The organism is Pseudomonas sp. ZT5P21 (genome assembly GCF_054897785.1).
Map to the genome: position 1 here is coordinate 3,639,459 of NZ_CM142705.1, position 15,700 is coordinate 3,655,158.

Annotated in this window: 14 protein-coding genes and 1 pseudogene; 12 read left to right on the forward strand and 3 right to left on the reverse strand. The window is 58.2% G+C overall.

What is annotated here, in order from left to right; translation table 11 throughout:
* Positions 1-63 precede the first annotated feature (63 nt).
* The gene (locus tag ACYZT9_RS16870; RefSeq protein ID WP_462006566.1) at positions 64-1,014 is read right to left on the reverse strand and encodes a GlxA family transcriptional regulator; all 951 of its coding nucleotides are present in this window, start codon (positions 1,012-1,014) and stop codon (positions 64-66) included.
* A 327-nt stretch (positions 1,015-1,341) separates the two neighbouring features.
* On the opposite strand from ACYZT9_RS16870, the gene ACYZT9_RS16875 reads away from it, so the two are divergent.
* A complete protein-coding gene (locus tag ACYZT9_RS16875; RefSeq protein WP_462006567.1) occupies positions 1,342-2,064 on the forward strand; it encodes a pirin family protein in 723 nt (240 codons plus the stop codon).
* Between the two features lie 188 nt (positions 2,065-2,252).
* Positions 2,253-2,402: pseudogene (locus ACYZT9_RS16880) on the forward strand (alpha/beta hydrolase); the annotation flags it as partial.
* 3 nt (positions 2,403-2,405) lie between these two features.
* On the opposite strand, the gene ACYZT9_RS16885 reads toward ACYZT9_RS16880, so the two are convergent.
* Together ACYZT9_RS16885 and ACYZT9_RS16890 are read right to left on the reverse strand one after the other, a co-directional pair.
* Positions 2,406-4,217 (reverse strand): ABC transporter ATP-binding protein, encoded by a 1,812-nt coding sequence (locus tag ACYZT9_RS16885; RefSeq protein WP_462006568.1) that lies wholly within the window; start codon positions 4,215-4,217, stop codon positions 2,406-2,408.
* A gap of 60 nt (positions 4,218-4,277) precedes the next feature.
* The gene (locus tag ACYZT9_RS16890) at positions 4,278-5,306 is read right to left on the reverse strand and encodes an AraC family transcriptional regulator (protein WP_462010244.1); all 1,029 of its coding nucleotides are present in this window, start codon (positions 5,304-5,306) and stop codon (positions 4,278-4,280) included.
* Between the two features lie 166 nt (positions 5,307-5,472).
* Here ACYZT9_RS16890 and ACYZT9_RS16895 point away from each other — a divergent pair, with 166 nt between their 5' ends.
* The 10 genes from ACYZT9_RS16895 (at position 5,473) to ACYZT9_RS16940 (ending at position 15,679) form a co-directional block, all read left to right on the forward strand.
* A complete protein-coding gene (locus tag ACYZT9_RS16895) occupies positions 5,473-6,324 on the forward strand; it encodes a 3-hydroxybutyryl-CoA dehydrogenase (protein ID WP_462006569.1) in 852 nt (283 codons plus the stop codon).
* Positions 6,311-6,913: a TetR/AcrR family transcriptional regulator gene (locus ACYZT9_RS16900; RefSeq protein WP_462006570.1), complete on the forward strand. Its 603-nt coding sequence runs from the start codon at positions 6,311-6,313 to the stop codon at positions 6,911-6,913. The genes ACYZT9_RS16895 and ACYZT9_RS16900 overlap by 14 nt, the downstream gene beginning before the upstream one ends.
* A gap of 164 nt (positions 6,914-7,077) precedes the next feature.
* Positions 7,078-7,491, forward strand: coding sequence for a VOC family protein (locus ACYZT9_RS16905; protein ID WP_462006571.1), 414 nt, complete (start codon positions 7,078-7,080; stop codon positions 7,489-7,491).
* A 338-nt stretch (positions 7,492-7,829) separates the two neighbouring features.
* Complete coding sequence (locus ACYZT9_RS16910) at positions 7,830-9,899, forward strand: type VI secretion system Vgr family protein (protein WP_462006572.1); 2,070 nt, start codon at positions 7,830-7,832, stop codon at positions 9,897-9,899.
* Positions 9,896-10,750 (forward strand): DUF4123 domain-containing protein, encoded by an 855-nt coding sequence (locus ACYZT9_RS16915; protein ID WP_462006573.1) that lies wholly within the window; start codon positions 9,896-9,898, stop codon positions 10,748-10,750. Before ACYZT9_RS16910 ends, ACYZT9_RS16915 begins: the two co-directional genes overlap by 4 nt.
* On the forward strand, positions 10,747-11,520 hold the full coding sequence (locus ACYZT9_RS16920; RefSeq protein WP_462006574.1) for a hypothetical protein: 774 nt from the start codon (positions 10,747-10,749) through the stop codon (positions 11,518-11,520). Before ACYZT9_RS16915 ends, ACYZT9_RS16920 begins: the two co-directional genes overlap by 4 nt.
* A gap of 13 nt (positions 11,521-11,533) precedes the next feature.
* On the forward strand, positions 11,534-12,328 hold the full coding sequence (locus ACYZT9_RS16925) for a hypothetical protein (RefSeq protein ID WP_462006575.1): 795 nt from the start codon (positions 11,534-11,536) through the stop codon (positions 12,326-12,328).
* A 12-nt stretch (positions 12,329-12,340) separates the two neighbouring features.
* Positions 12,341-14,527, forward strand: a complete 2,187-nt coding sequence (locus tag ACYZT9_RS16930; protein ID WP_462006576.1) for a lipase family protein — start codon at positions 12,341-12,343, stop codon at positions 14,525-14,527.
* A 341-nt stretch (positions 14,528-14,868) separates the two neighbouring features.
* Positions 14,869-15,216: a DUF6124 family protein gene (locus ACYZT9_RS16935; protein ID WP_462006577.1), complete on the forward strand. Its 348-nt coding sequence runs from the start codon at positions 14,869-14,871 to the stop codon at positions 15,214-15,216.
* 262 nt (positions 15,217-15,478) lie between these two features.
* Positions 15,479-15,679, forward strand: coding sequence for a hypothetical protein (locus tag ACYZT9_RS16940; protein ID WP_462006578.1), 201 nt, complete (start codon positions 15,479-15,481; stop codon positions 15,677-15,679).
* Positions 15,680-15,700 lie beyond the last annotated feature (21 nt).

Genomic DNA, 15,700 nt, shown 5'->3' on the forward strand with positions numbered 1-15,700 from the left:
CGGAGCAACTGGCACGGTGGGAGCGTCACAGCCATCACGGTGCGCAAAACGGACAAGATGGCTCTAGCTGAATTGTTCGCGGTACTGGGACGGGGTCAAACCCAGTTTTTCACTGAACAGGAAGCGCATGTGCCGGACACTGCCGAAGCCACTTTTGAAAGCCACGGTCTTGAGCGGCAAGTCAGTGGTTTCCAGGAGACTTCTGGCGCAGTCGATGCGGGCGCTTTGCAGAAATTCCATCGGGGTCATGTTCACTTCCCGGGCAAACACCCTGGCGAAATGACGGGGACTCATGGTGGCGAGCGCGGCCATGCGTTCGATACTGAACGCCTCATCCGGATGCTCAAGCACATAGTTCTGCACGCGGGTCACCGGCGTTTCGTGGGGCGAAACAGCAGCCATCAACGGACTGAATTGCGCCTGCCCGCCCTGGCGCTTCATCACCACCAGCAACACCTTGGCCACGTCCTGAGCGACTTTCTTGCCGTGGTCTTTGGCGACGACGGACAACGCGAGGTCGATGCCGGCCGTGACGCCGCCGGAAGTGATGAGGTTGCGGTCCTGCACGTAAATCTGGTCGGTCTCCACCATTGCCTTCGGGAAGCCCTTGATCAGCCGCTCGGTGTAATGCCAGTGGGTGGTCACGCGATAACCATCGAGCAGACCGGCATGTCCGAGCACGAATGCGCCGGTGCAGATCGAGCCATAACGTTCGGCCCGGCTGACAGCGCCTTTGAGCCAGCCGAGCAACGGCGGGTGTTTTTCGTTGTAGGCACCGGGACCGCCCGGTACCAGCAACAGGTCATACGCTTGATCCGCCTGATCGATGTGCACGTCGGTGTGAACGCTGACGCCGTTTGACGCCCGCAATGCCCCGTGTTCGGTGCCGATGGTCGACAGCTCGTACCGATCAGCCGGAGCCAGGTAGCGATTGGCAATGGAAAACACTTCCATCGGACCGGCCATGTCGAGCAGGAGAAAATCAGGGAACAGCACCATAGCCACGGTTTTCATGGATTCACATTCACTGAGGTCAAAAAAGGATTACTGGCTAAACAACAAACTCTGTAGGAGCTGAGCTTGCTCGCGATAGCGGTGTGTCAGTCGCCAACCCTTTCGGCTGATACACCGCTATCGCGAGCAAGCTCGGCTCCTACAAGTTACGCGCACGGCATCAAGACAGTGCTGTGCATTATGGCCAAATGTAACGGGAACAGCCTGTCCATTATTGTCAACTTGAGAGGGACAGTATTTCAATTTCCACCTACTTATTGCACCCAACGATAAACATTAACCTTCTCCTCACTCGGACGAATCAACGTCCCAACAGGAGATTTCATCATGCTGACCCTTCGCAAAGCTTCCGATCGCGGCGCGGCCAATCACGGTTGGTTGAAGTCGTTCCACACCTTTTCCTTCGCCAACTACCGCAACCCGAAAGAGCAGGGTTTTTCCGATCTGCTGGTGATCAACGATGATCGCGTCGCGGCCGGCAAGGGCTTTGGCCAGCACCCGCACCGCGACATGGAGATTTTCTCCTATGTGCTCGAAGGTGCCCTGGAACACAAGGACACCCTGGGCACCGGTTCGGTGATCCGCCCCGGTGACGTGCAATTGATGAGCGCCGGCAGCGGCGTGGCGCACAGCGAGTACAACCACTCGGCCACGCGTGGCGTGCACTTCCTGCAAATCTGGATTGTGCCGGACGTCAGCGGCGCCAAACCGCGCTATCAGCAAGAGCATTTCAGCACGCAGAAAAAACGCGGCCGTCTGCAACTGATCATCTCTCCCGAGGGGACAAACGGTTCACTGAAGGTGCGTCAGGATGCACGGGTGTATGCCGGGCTGATCGACGGCAAGGAAACCGCCACGCTGGAACTGACCGCCAATCGCTATGCCTATGTGCATGTGGCTCGCGGCAGTGTCGAACTCAACGGCATGCAATTGCAGGAAGGCGATGGCGTGCGGGTTCGGGATGAACAGCTGCTGAGCTTGAGCAACGGCGTGGATGCCGAAGTGCTGGTGTTCGACCTGCGTGCGCAAGAACTGCCTGAAATGCCATAACGCTGAAACACCGCCCTTGTGGGAGCGGGCGGCGCACCAGCAGGCCCGAACTCCGGCTCGAGACGATTCGCCCGCGCCCCAGCGGTTCCGAGACCAGGGCGCGGATGGAAGGTGGTGATCACATTGGCAAGATTGTGTTGCGGTTCCTGTAGGAGCAACGCTTGCTTGCGAAGGCGGAGTGTCAGACAACACGCCTGCTGCTGGTGCCGGGTGGTACGCACAACAACAGCATGAGTCTGGGCAGCACCCAGTATCGCCAGGCACTCGAGGGTTTGATGAGGGCAAAACCGCCGCAGATGGCCGGACCGCCAATGACTCGCGGTGCTCAAGACTCCTGATGGCTATCGGTAACCTTGCGCCTGCAGGTGGAACAACTGCGCGTATCGCCCGCCCGCCGCCACCAGACTGTCGTGGTCGCCGCGCTCGAGGATCGTGCCCTGATCCAGCACGATGATGTGATCGGCATTGCGCACACTGGAGAACCGGTGGGAAATCAGCAGCGTCATGCGACCTTCGGTGTGTTCGCTGAAATGCTCGAACACCGCCGCTTCCGCCGCCGGGTCGAGGGCTGAAGTCGGCTCATCAAGAATCAGTATGTCGGCATCACGGCGCATGTAAGCGCGCGACAAGGCAATCTTCTGCCATTGCCCGCCGGACAGTTCCTGCCCACCCGCAAACCAGCGGCCCAATTGCGTCGCATACCCACGGTCCAGGCGCTCGATGAAAGGCGCGGCCATGCCCTCGGCGGCGGCTTCCTGCCAACGTTGTTCATCATTGAACGCCAGGGTGTCACCGACGCCAATGTTCTCGCCCACGGAGAACTGGTAACGGATGTAGTCCTGAAAAATCACACCCATACGCCGACGCAGTGCGCCTTGTTCCCACGCCTGCAAATCGCTGCCGTCCAATAGAATGCGGCCCTGATCGGGACGGTACAGACGAGTCAGCAGCTTGATCAGCGTGGTCTTGCCTGAACCGTTCTCCCCTACCAGCGCCACACTGCGCCCCGGTACGAGGTGCAGATCGATCCCCTCCAGCGCGGCACGGCTCGCCCCCGGATAGCGGAAACCGACATTCTCGAAGCGCAAACCATCACCGGGCACCGCACCCTCGGTGAGGTGCCCGGGATCCGCGACGACGGGCTCAGCCAGGTATTCATAGAGGCTCGACAGGTACAAACCGTCTTCATAAAGACCGCTGATGGCACTCAAGCTGCTGCTGACCGCCGTCTGCCCCTGCTTGAACAGCACCAGGTACATGGTCATCTGACCGAGGCTGATACTGCCGTGAACGGTGGCGACCACCACCCACGCGTAAGCCAGGTAAAACGCCCCCGTGCCCAGCAACCCCAGCACAAAACCCCAGCCATCCCGGCGCAAGGTCAACCGACGGTCCTCGGCGTATAGACGCGCGAACGTGTCGCGATACCGCTGCAACAGCAGCGGCGCGAAACCGAACAACTTGACCTCTTTGATGTAGGCCTCGTGGGAGAGCAGCGTCTCGATGTAGTTCTGCCGCCGACTCTCCGGCGCACGGCGAGTGAACAGCCTGAAAGCGTCACCGGAGAAATGCGCTTCGGCAAAAAACACAGGTAAGGCACCGACCAGCAACAACACCAGCGCCCAAGGCGAAAAATGCACCAGCAACACACCGAAGCTGATCAGCACGATCAGGTTCTGGATCAGCCCCAGTGACTTCATCACCAGCGCCAGCGGCCGCGTCGAGGCCTCGCGCCGGACCCTGACCAGCTTGTCGTAAAACTCCGAATTTTCGAACTGCACCAACGACAACGTCTGGGCCTTCTCCAGAATCATCGTGTTGACCTTCTGCCCCAGCTGCACCCGCAACAGCGATTGCTGAACCGACAGGGCGCGCTGGGTCGCGGAAAGCAACGCGAGCACACCGGCCTCAAACAGCACGTAACGCAAGACTGGCCACATTGGCGCGCTGCCTTGCTGCGCGTGCAACTGCATGGCGAAGACCACCGCGTCGACGATGCGCTGGCCCAGCCAGGCAGCCAGCGCCGGGAGCATGCCTGCGATCAGGGTGGCCAGCACCAGGCCCAGGAACAACCCGCGAGAAGTCGCCCAGACAAGGAGCAAGGCGCGTCTGGCCTGGTCAAGTAATGAGGTGACGCGGGATAGGGCAGGCATGTTTATCGATTGCGCTTGCGCGGTCTCTCGAATTCTCTTCTTGAAGGTGGAGGACAAGACTCAATCCAGATCCGACATCATCTGCTCCTGAAACCGCGCCCGATACCGCCCCGGACTCTCCCCCGTCCACTTCTTGAACGCCCGATGAAACGCACTCGGTTCCTGAAAACCCAGTTGCTCGGCAATGTCGCCAATGCTGGCCGTGCTCTGTCTCAACTGCTCAAAAGCAACTCCGCGCCGCACCTCATCCTTGATCTCTTGATACGAACACCCCTCTCGCTCCAGCTTGCGGCGAAAGGTGCTGGGACTGAGGTGTTGTTCCAGGGCAAAAGCCTGCAAGGTCGGCCACTGGCTGTAATGACTGTTGCGCAGGCGCTGGTGGACTTGCGACGCGAGGCCATGTTGATTGCGGAAGCGGATCACCAGCCATTGCGGGGCGGTTCGCAGAAACACTTTCAGCGTAGCCAGGTCCTGAACCACCGGCAAGCGCAGGTAGTGGCTGGCGAATTCGATTTCGGTGCGCTCGGCGCCAAAGGTCAGGTTCGGCCCCCAGAGCAAACGGTCATCGCTGAGGGACACGCGCTCGTGACGGAAGTCCGCGCGGTCGATCGGGATGCGTCGGCCGCCCAGCCAGCACATCAGGCTGATCATCAGCACCAGAAAGGTTTCTTCGCCCAAACGCGCGACATCGTCGTCCTGCGCGCGGGTGTCCAGGCTGATCACGGCACGTTTGCCGCGCACCGTCAGCGTGCCGCGAAAGTCGTGGAGGAACAGGGCGAAGTTGTTCAGGCACTGGCGCATGGCTTTATGCAGGTCGGGTTCCTGAATCAAGGCGCGGCAGATCAAAGCGAAGGCGCCAGGCGGCATGCCGTGGGAATCGAGTTTGAAAAATTCGTCGTCCAGTTCGCGAATCTGGATCAACCACAGCGCGGCAAACGCATTGGCAGGCACCCGTGCCACTGGCTGCTCGATCAACGCGGGATCGATACCTGCCTGTTCCAGCGCAGCTCGCCGCCGCTGAGAATTGTCCCCCAGCCCATGGATCATCGCCTGCACAAAGTAGGCGGCCACCGAGTCCTTTTCCCGCATCTGAACGCTTCGCTCCTCATCACCCGAATGGCCAAAAACACCAGCACCGTTGAACAGTTTCGGCATAGGACAACCGCCCTGCCAGTTCTAGACTCGCGGCCAATAGTACGCCTTCGGCCGTTGCATCGGCCAAGGTATCGCAGGGTTTGACCGGAAGGATGTGTACATGAATCTGCAAAATATCGGTGTGATCGGCGCAGGCACCATGGGTAACGGCATTGCGCAAGTCTGCGCCCTGGCCGGCTTCAATGTGACCTTGATCGACATCTCCGAAAGCGCCCTGCAAAAGGCCCTTGCGACGGTCGGAAAAAACCTCGATCGGCAGATCGCCAAGGAAACCCTGACCCAGGAGCAAAAGCTCGCCGCCCTCGACAAGATCCGCATCAGCACCGATTACAGCAGCCTGCAGAACGTGCAACTGGTCATCGAAGCCGCCACCGAAAACCTCGACCTGAAACTGCGCGTGCTGCAACAGATCGCCGCGCAGGTCAGCTCCGAGTGTGTGATCGCCTCCAACACGTCGTCGCTGTCCATCACGCAGCTTGCCGCCAGCGTCAGCCAGCCTGAGCGTTTCATCGGTCTGCATTTCTTCAATCCGGTGCCGGTGATGGGCCTGATTGAAGTGATTCGTGGCCTGCAAACCAGCGACGCCACCCACGCCTTGGCGCTGGACATGGCGACCACCCTCGGCAAAACCGCGATCACCGCCGGCAACCGTCCGGGATTTGTGGTCAACCGGATTCTGGTGCCGATGATCAATGAAGCGATCATGGTACTTCAGGAAGGCCTGGCCAGCGCCGAAGACATCGACGCCGGCATGCGCCTGGGTTGCAACCAGCCCATCGGCCCGCTGGCGTTGGCGGACCTGATCGGCCTGGACACCGTCCTGGCGATTCTCGAAGCCTTCTACGACGGCTTCAACGACAGCAAATACCGCCCCGCGCCACTGCTCAAGGAAATGGTCGCCGCCGGTTACCTGGGCCGCAAAACGGGGCGCGGCTTCCATGCCTATGCTTGAGCGATGCTCACGTTTTGCCGAATACCGGGACAAGGTGCTGGAGCTGTTTGCCAGCAAGGGTTTCGGGCAGGTCGGCATACGTGAGCTCGCGACGTGCCTGGGGCTTTCCCCGGGCTCGTTGTATCACCATTACCCCAGCAAGCAGCACTTGCTGCTCGATCTGATCGAGGAGTTCTACGAAGAGCTGCTGTCGACGCTCGGGCGGATCGACCAAAAGGCTTCAGCGAAACGCGACAAGCTGCAAAACCTGATCCGCGCGCACTTGAACCTGCATCAGGAAATGCCTTGGCATTTTCGCCTGGTGGAACGCGACAGCGGTTGTTTGAATGACGAGCAGCAGGAACGTGTTAGCCACTTGCGTGAGCAGTACGAACGCAAATTGCTGCTGATGCTCGGAACAAAACCCCGTCTGAGCGAACAAGCGCAACGTGCCGCCGGACACGCTATCGCCAACTTGCTGAACAGCGCACCGAGCTGGCTGGCGCAGCATTCGCTGGATGCGTGCGAGCGTGATGAACTGCTCGAAAACCTTGTGGGTGGCGCCATTGAGCGTTTGCTGCGGCCGGCGGCGCCACGCGCAGCGGCCTGAATGCACAGGCGCGAGCCATAAGCCGAACCTCCGCAATAGGAAAAACATCTAAACGAATGTTGCCAATCCTCACCTCTAACGCTTTGCTGATGGAGTCCAACTGCCGCGCAGAGCCAGAGGTGAAATCGTCGACCTCTGCTTCCTTTATCACCGGGAGCAAAACAATGAAAATCAATCCCTACCTCATCTTCAACGGCGACTGCAAAGCCGCGTTCACCTTCTATGCCCAGGCCCTGCAAGGCCAGATCGAGCTCATGATGACCTTCGGTGAAAGCCCGGCGCGCGAGCACTTTCCGGCGGACTTGCACAACCTGATCATTCATACCCGCCTGTCGGTGGGCGATCAGGCGATCATGGGCTCGGACACCACGCCCGATCGCCCCACAGATGACATGGCCGGCTGTTCCGTCTCGCTGAATGTCGACAGCATTGCCGAGGCGGAGCGAGTGTTCAACGCGCTGGCGGAAGACGGCAGCGTGCAAATGCCGCTGGAAACGACCTTCTGGGCGGCACGCTTCGGGATGCTGGTGGACCGCTTTGGCGTGTCGTGGATGGTCAATTGCGAGAAGGATCAGTGACGTCCGAGGCATGAAAACGCCTAGCCTGAAAAAACCTAGCGTTGTTCAGTCAAGCAAATCTCGTGCGGGCAAGAAATCTGTGGTGAGGGGATTCATCCCTCGCCACAGACGTGCCTTCGCAAGAAGCCAAACTCCTACAGATTGAAACCGGACGGGGTAGGAAATTTCCGAAAACGCATAAATGGGCAACTCCTCTGACAGCAATTCATGCCGGCCCTTGGTAGCTTCGCTACTGACCCGGCTCCGGACGTTTTGTGGTGATGGCCATGGAAGGTCGTTTGCACCTGTTACATCAACGTTCCGGAGCCTGTGCCAAGCCACAGGAAAAGGAACCCTGAATGCTCAATGCAAACGCTCACGCCCGTTTCAGCCTCACGATCGACGACGTTCAACATGACCTTCAGGTGCTCAAGTTCACCGGCGAGGAGTTCATCAGCCAGCCTTACGCCTTTGAGATCGAACTGGTCAGCGACAAGCGGGACCTGAACCAGAATGACCTGCTGCACAAACAAGCCTTTCTCGCGTTCAACGACGCCGGCAACGGTGTTCATGGGCAAATTCATTGTGTAAGCAAAGGCAGTCTCGGAAATGGCCTGACGCATTACAGCGTGACGCTGGTGCCTCGACTGGCCTATCTGGACCACCGCACCAATTGCCGCATTTTCCAGCAAATGACCGTCCCGCAGATCGTTGCGCAGGTGCTGGAAGACCACGGCATCCACCGTGATTTCCATCAGTTTCAGTTGGGCAACGCTTATCCGGCCCGTGAGTATTGTGTTCAGTACCGGGAGTCAGACCGCCAGTTCATCGAGCGCCTCTGCCAGGAGGAAGGCTTGCACTACCACTTCCAGCACAGCCGTGAAAAGCATGTGTTGGTGTTTGGCGACGATCAGACCGTTTTCCCCAGACTTGACCGTCCGACACGCTACAAGCATGACAGTGGCCTGGTCGCCGAAGAGCCTGTGATCAACCACTTTGACGTGCATGTGAAAGCCGGCACCAGCCGCACCACTCGCCGCGATTATGACTTCAGCAAAGCGCGCATTGTGCTGGAGGCCGAGAGCAGGTCCGATGTTTCCAAAGCTCAGCCGGATCTGGAGGATTACCAGTACCCCAGCCGGTTCACCCAGCGTGATCGCGGCAAGCTGTTGAGTCGACGCGCGCAAGAACGTTATGGCGCCGAATGCCAGGTGGCGCGGGGTAAAAGCGATCAACCCACACTGCTCTCGGGATACTTTCTGCCACTGTCCGAACATTCGGAGGAAGAATGGAACGACCTCTGGTTGCTGACCGAAATCAAGCACGAAGGTACGCAACCTCAAGTCCTGCAAAAGTACGCGGCGTACACGCGTACCGAAGCTGACAAAGATTTTCAGGGTTATCGCAACCAGTTCGTTGCCACCCCTTGGGACGCGATCTACCGCCCGCCACTCACCCACGAAAAACCGCGAATCGCCGGCACTCAAGCCGCCGTGGTCACCGGCCCGAAAGGCGAGGAAATCCACTGCGACGAGTACGGTCGGGTCAAGGTGCAGTTCTTCTGGGACCGCGAAGGTCGCTTTGACGATAAAAGCAGTTGCTGGCTGCGGGTCTCCTCCCTCTCGGCCGGCAATGCCTTCGGCGGCGTTGCCTTGCCGAGAGTCGGCATGGAAGTACAGGTCAGCTTTCAGGACGGCGACCCTGATCATCCCGAAATCATCGGCTGCCTCCCCAACAGCGCCAACCCGGTGCCCTACGAACTACCTGCCAACAAAACCCGCAGCGTCTTCCGCTCCCACAGCTCGCCCGACAGCACCGGATTTAACGAACTGCACGTCGAAGACCGTGCCGGCCAGGAATTGATTTACCTGCGCGCGCAGCGGGACATGGAGCAGCGAATAGAAAACGACAGCCGTCTGGAGGTCGGCAACGAGCTGCGCACCACCGTCAAAGGCGACAGCGTTACCGTGTTGCAAGCCACGGAGCATCGCACCACCAGTGGTGACCGGTATGTACAGCTCAAGGGCAACGATTTCCTGCAAGTTGCCGGCAATAGCCACACCCAAGTTGATCAAACGCTGGCGTTCAGCGCAGGCCGGGTAATTGTTATTGAAGCCGATCTGATCATTCTGAAAGCCGCGGCCAAGTTCTCGATCGAAGCCGGCGGTGAACATTTTCAGGTAGGCGGCGGCGGAATATTCGGCAGCAGCGCACTCCAGATGGGTGGTGCGCCCATGCGCGTGCCAGCCGCTTCAGTCGCTGCGCCTCGGTCAGTTGATGGCTTGTCGGTACCGCCCGAGCTGCCACCAATGTTCGCGTCTTCCCAACCCGCACTGATGGCGGCAAGCAGTGCGTTGGCGGCGGATTTCTGCCCGATCTGCGAAGCCTGTCGAGAAGGCGTCTGCCCAACGGAGGGAGCTGCCGCATGATCAATACACTCCCCCGCCCATGGATGAACGAACAGCGCCGCTTGGGCCTTGAACTGTGCCTGGTGCTCGACTCCCAGAGCGAACGCGAAACCCGTCAGCTGTTGATGAAGTCCAGCGGACATGACCAATACTTGAGCGTCTACAACGGCACCACCCTCGTAAACCTGGCCGACGCCGGCCCTTACATGTTCACCCTGGAACAATCCGGTGACAGGCGCCTCGACGACCTGCTGGATCATCCCGAACGCAATTGGGGCTGGCTCGCGAGCGTGGAAAAAGGTGCATTGTGCGAATGTGTCAAACACTGGCAAGAGCGCTTGATCGTAGGCACGCGTCCTTATCAGGCGCTGTATCGCTTTCACGATAATCGGGTGTTGAGTCGTGCGCTAAAACATCTGCCGACTGAAGAATATCCGGCCTTCCTCGGGGCGGCGATCAGCGTCTGCTACTGGGACGGCACAGCCTGGCAAACCACTAAAAACCCTGCACCCGGTATGTACCCCGTACCGGAAAGCCCACTCTGGCTGCGCACTCCCTTTCCCCAACCCCAGGCCTCGGAAATTCGCCGGCTCAATGCCCATCGTTACTTGCTGGCCGAACACGTGGAGGTCTACGCCAACCTCGCCGAAGTGCATGACCCTGACACGTGGTTGCGCAAGCGTTTGGCGCTGGCGGATGAGTGGGGTTGGACAGAGCCGGAACAGTTGGAATTTCTGTTGATTCAGAGCTTGCAGGCGCCGGGGTTCGCGTTGTCGCCGCAGTGGGGAGTGCGGGGTGATGAGAGTTCGGTGGAGCACTTTGAACGGGTGCGGCAGTTGGTGGGGTTTTGGCGGGGGGAAGCGCCGATATGAGCTATGCATCACGCACCGCGAGTGTGGGCTGTTGCCTTGCGCTGACCATGGGCTGCTCGACTGGGCAGCCGGACACATTCACCTTCACCGCCGATTTACCGCCCGACTTTGCCTACAAGGCCATCGCCGAGTATGTGCCGGCCAAAGGTGAAACCTGCACCGTGCCTGGGGGAAGGAATACGGCCGTCGGGTACAACATGAAATGGCGTGAAAGTTACACACCGAATTCTGAAATTGCCATGTTTCGGACGGTCAGTGGCTGTCCGCTGGTGATTAGGCGCATCAAGTTGGATATCAATGCCTCCTATTGGACACATCGGGGGGATATCGGTGGGGACAGCGCAATGGTCATCATCCGCGATGACTTGGAGGAACAGGACAAGGGCACGTTCAATAAAGCGGGTGAAAGCACTTTCTACGGCCATTGCCAGTGGCTGTTTCGCACTTCGGGTGCACAGCGACGCATTGTCAAAATCCTTGATTGCAAGAAAGTGAGCGCACAAGGCGAGCCGGAACGTGGCCGCCCAGTTTCGGGGTACAGCCTCGATCAACTACCGGGTAAGACCGTGAAGATGAAAATTACGTTGGCCGACGAGGAAAGGCCTGGTTGGGGTGATACCTGGGTGGAAGTTCCCGGTGGATGGAAGCGATGCATGGGAAAAGGCTTTGAAGATCAGGATGCGTTCTGTTTTGGAAATCATTCCGACTTCAGCACTTTCAAAATGCCAGATGGCCGTATCTGCACTATTTACCCCGGCTGCACGGAATAAGGAGATTCATCACATGCCAATCTTTTCTACACAGCAGAACTTGCTGCTGAAAATTTCAGCTTTGAGTTGCTGCCTCACATTAATCACTGGCTGTGCCAAGAGTCAGCCGGACACATTCACCTTCACCGCCGATTTACCTCCCAACTTTGCCTATAAGGCCATCGCCGAGTATGTGCCGGCCAAAGGTGAAACCTGCACCGTGCCTGGAGGCAGGAATACGGCCGTCGGGTACAACATGAAATGGCGCGAAAGTTACACACCGGACTCCGAAATCGCTATGTACAGGATAGTCAGTGGCTGTCCGCTGGTGATCAGGCGCATCAAGTTGGATATCAATGCCTCCTATTGGACACATCGGGGGGATATCGGTGGGGACAGCGCAATGGTCATCGTCCGCGATGACCTGGAGGAACAGGACAAGGGCACGTTCAATGAAGCGGGTGAAAGTACTTTTCATGGTCATTGTCAGTGGTTGTTTCGCACTTCGGGTGCGCAGCGACGCATTGTCAAAATCCTTGATTGCAAAAAAGCGAACGCACAAGGCAAGTCGGAACGTGGCTGCCCAGTTTCGGGGTACAGCCTCGATCAACTACCGGGTAAGACCGTGAAGATGAAAATTACGTTTGCGGATGAGGAGCGCCCGGCCATTGGCGACACCTGGGTCAATGTAAATGGTGGCTGGAAACGCTGCATGGGAGACAACTTTGAAGACCAATACGCCTTTTGCTTTGGAAATGACAAGAACTTCAGCAGTTTTCGCATGCCGGATGGACGGCAATGCACCATTTACCCGGGCTGCACAGAATAAGGAGATTTTGAAATGACGTCATTCGAGAAAGAGTTGGAATCACGCTTGAGCAGTCGCGTGCTCGCCTGTCCGTTACAAAGCAACTGGAGCACTTTTCAGCTGGTCGATGAATTCGGATCAGGTGAGCCTTATGCTGGTTTACTTTTTACAGCGACTGACTCGGAGGGCATTAAATACAGCGGCCACTTGGATATTTCTGGTTCAGCCACAATCACGGATCACTCTGCGGGACCTGTAGCAGTTTTGCTCAATCAACCGTACGAAGGTAGTGAAAAAAACTATGTTTTTCTACAGGCTAGACCTCACTATCCGCTCAAGATCACTGAACTTCAGGTCCGAGCCGAACAAACCCGCTATCTGAACCAAAACTCAACCCGCACCCGGACAAACCCCGCACAAGACTGCGCAGACGAGTTCCTCCAAGTAGAAGTGCGTCATTTGGTCAGGCATGTTTCACACCTGCCGCCCGAGGTCTATCGTCATTATCCCCATAGCCCGAATAGAGCGAGAACCATGGGTGAACATGGGAAGCTCGGCGTTGCGCTGATGCCCCTCAAACACACGGTTCTGGAAGTGCGACCTCTGCGAGCGTTGCGCCCCATGCTGTCGACCGACCCGGCGTTTTGTGCACTGAATCTCTACCAGCTCGCGCTGATGGCGACGCTGAGTTATTGCCCTTTCGGGCAGCAGCCCGACGGTCATACGGTTGAAACGACGACCGTAACCTTCCCGGTACAACCCAGCGTGGGCAATTGGTTCGGCGATGCGTTGGCCAAGGGTGATGAGTTGTGGCGTGTCGACGCGGCGCAAAAAAGCGCCTTCTACCCTCTGTATGAGGATGTGCCGTACTCCAAGCGTCTGGAGATCGTGCCCTTCGATCCAGGCCTTTACAAGGTCAACGCAGTCGATCAAGAAAGCGTTCAGGAACACCCTGCCAAAATTCACTTTCTCGATGACAGAACACTTGGCGCAGAGTCGACCGATACTCAAGCATTCATTACCCACAATGACGAACTGATCTTGATCGCGGTACGCGGCACCTACGAACTTATAGCGGATGGACTGCGCGATGCCGACGCATTCCAAGTGCCGTTTGAAGGCACCGACAGCAAAGTGCATCGAGGTTTCTACGAGTCTGCGCAGACAGCCTACGAATTCGTTGTTAACTACCTCGAAAAGTTTTACGCCGGACAGAAGCTCATGATTTGCGGACACAGCCTCGGCGGTGCCGTTGCGTTGCTGCTCTCCGAAATGCTGCGTCGTCGCCCAGGCTTCGACTATTCCCTCCAGCTTTACACCTACGGCGCCCCCCGCGCGGGCGATGCCAATTTCGTCGCCGGCGCGAAGGATTTGGTGCATCACCGCGTCGTCAATCACAACGATCCGGTGCCGAGCGTGCCGGGCACCTGGATGGACACCAAGCCCGGTGTCTTCACGACGGGATTGGCTTTGACGCTTGCTAACGTGCCGGTCGGGATGTCGGTGTTTTTTACGGGCATCACGAACTGGACGGGCGAGCCCTACGATCACCATGGCAAGTTGCAGCACTTCATGCCGGTGCGATTGAGTGGTGGGGAAAAGTCCGCGTTCATGTGGGAACCCGGTTGCGACACCATCACCCAACATGCGGCGTGCACCCTGGCGATTCAGCAGAAAAACGGGCTGCCGGATCGGCCGCCCTTGCTGGCGCAGATATTCCAGGCCGGCAATCATTCGATGACTGGTGGTTACGTTCCGGCGTGCTGGGCGGTTCTGCTGCGATGGAAGCAGGCGCACGACGAGAAACGTACGCGTATCACTGAAAGCGAGTTCAATTGGGTCAAGGATTCACTGGCACAAATCACCACCGAGTTACGAGCGATAGAGCGTAATTTAAGCGTGCGTTCGCAGGCTTACGCCAGAACCCAGACGAACAACATTCGCGCACTGGACCTTGAAAAGAGCAGGGTTGAGACCACAGTCGCACGCCTGAAAAGCATTCATCCTCAGAGGATTAGCGCACAAGCGCTTTACGGATCGCTGTCGGAACAGCCCGAATTGAAGAAAAACGTTGATCGTTGGCTGGCGCACCCAGAGAACAAGGTCAAGAACCCGTTGGCCGTGGCGCCCGAGGAACCGGATCAGGACGCGCTGACGGCTTCGATCTACGGGCACACCGTCGGGGCACCGTACACGCTGGATATCGATTCCTACACTTAAACACGCCTGTGTTTAAAAGCCTCGCCGGTTACTTCGCGAAAGCTACAGCGCCTTGCGTCATTGCCTACGGTTACGCCAGAATCCGCCGGCTTGTGCGCCTTAAGCCCGGGGCTTATCGTTTTCCGGTCGCTGAAAAAAACAGCGATCGGGTTTGGTAGCCCGGATTTTCCAGGCGCATCGCGCCACCTCTGCAGAGTTGTCTCTGCGTCTTATGGTGGCCATGCGCGGGGCGTCTTCGGATGCGCCGGGTTCCTGGACCGGTCTACCAACCTGCGTATGGCTGCCACCCCTCGTTTGGTAGCGAAGGGGTGATGGCTCCTCATATCCCAGGAGTGTCATCAATGCCCAAGCCAACACCCAATCCACCCGAAACAGATCCAGCCTCCACCCACGAAAACATCCATTCAGAAAAGCTTCACGAAGAGCCCGACCGCATCCCCTCCTACGCCGACATCCGAGCCACCCCGCGCACACCGAGCACGATGTATACCCTCGATCCGCACATCAACACAGAAGACCTTCTGGGACACGCTTGCGTATCACTGGCCTCAGCCCATGTTATGACCATGGATCTGGCGGACCTCACGCACGGGCCGAGTCGCAATACCCTGCTGGGCATCGCCCAAGTCATCATGCTGGCTGAACTGAATGTGAACCGCGCGCTGGATCAACTCGACCCGATCGAGTAACCGCCGGCCTGTGGCGAGGGCTTGCTCCCTCGTCACAGACTCTGCGCTCTCTGACCCTGGTTCGGCAGCTATTCACGTCGTCAGGAAGAGGCGCCGCCGCTCGTCGCCTGCGCACCGCTGCACCACCATTAGCGTCAACGTCTGGCTCAGCGTTTGCACACGCTCGTCGTAGCAGCTCAAAAACGACGTAATTCTGACGCTGCGCCTACCCGATCATTTAAAGGACCAGCGTCGCGCTGAGTCAGTCACCTGGAGATGTAACGTGTCAACTCTCAATGAAATCGCAGCGAATCACGCGAGAATGGCGAAAATAATGGCAGGAGAGTCGACCGAAGTGAGTGTGCGACAACCCCAGGTGGTGGGTGGTTTCGAGGTTTCAACCGTTGATGAACAACCCCACATGCCTCTGCATCTCATCGCGAGCGTGCAGGACAACCCACTCGGACAGGCTGCTGCTTACTGATTCTGAGTACTTCGGCTACGG

Excerpts from the sequence above, each read along its gene's own strand:
- ACYZT9_RS16935 (WP_462006577.1), top strand. The coding sequence starts at position 14,869 with ATGCCCAAGCCAACACCCAATCCACCCGAAACAGATCCAGCCTCCACC.
- ACYZT9_RS16930 (WP_462006576.1), top strand. The coding sequence starts at position 12,341 with ATGACGTCATTCGAGAAAGAGTTGGAATCACGCTTGAGCAGTCGCGTG.
- ACYZT9_RS16875 (WP_462006567.1), top strand. The coding sequence starts at position 1,342 with ATGCTGACCCTTCGCAAAGCTTCCGATCGCGGCGCGGCCAATCACGGT.
- ACYZT9_RS16900 (WP_462006570.1), top strand. The coding sequence starts at position 6,311 with ATGCCTATGCTTGAGCGATGCTCACGTTTTGCCGAATACCGGGACAAG.
- ACYZT9_RS16920 (WP_462006574.1), top strand. The coding sequence starts at position 10,747 with ATGAGCTATGCATCACGCACCGCGAGTGTGGGCTGTTGCCTTGCGCTG.
- ACYZT9_RS16895 (WP_462006569.1), top strand. The coding sequence starts at position 5,473 with ATGAATCTGCAAAATATCGGTGTGATCGGCGCAGGCACCATGGGTAAC.
- ACYZT9_RS16890 (WP_462010244.1), bottom strand. The coding sequence starts at position 5,306 with ATGCGGGAAAAGGACTCGGTGGCCGCCTACTTTGTGCAGGCGATGATC.
- ACYZT9_RS16885 (WP_462006568.1), bottom strand. The coding sequence starts at position 4,217 with ATGCCTGCCCTATCCCGCGTCACCTCATTACTTGACCAGGCCAGACGC.
- ACYZT9_RS16925 (WP_462006575.1), top strand. The coding sequence starts at position 11,534 with ATGCCAATCTTTTCTACACAGCAGAACTTGCTGCTGAAAATTTCAGCT.
- ACYZT9_RS16905 (WP_462006571.1), top strand. The coding sequence starts at position 7,078 with ATGAAAATCAATCCCTACCTCATCTTCAACGGCGACTGCAAAGCCGCG.
- ACYZT9_RS16910 (WP_462006572.1), top strand. The coding sequence starts at position 7,830 with ATGCTCAATGCAAACGCTCACGCCCGTTTCAGCCTCACGATCGACGAC.
- ACYZT9_RS16870 (WP_462006566.1), bottom strand. The coding sequence starts at position 1,014 with ATGAAAACCGTGGCTATGGTGCTGTTCCCTGATTTTCTCCTGCTCGAC.
- ACYZT9_RS16915 (WP_462006573.1), top strand. The coding sequence starts at position 9,896 with ATGATCAATACACTCCCCCGCCCATGGATGAACGAACAGCGCCGCTTG.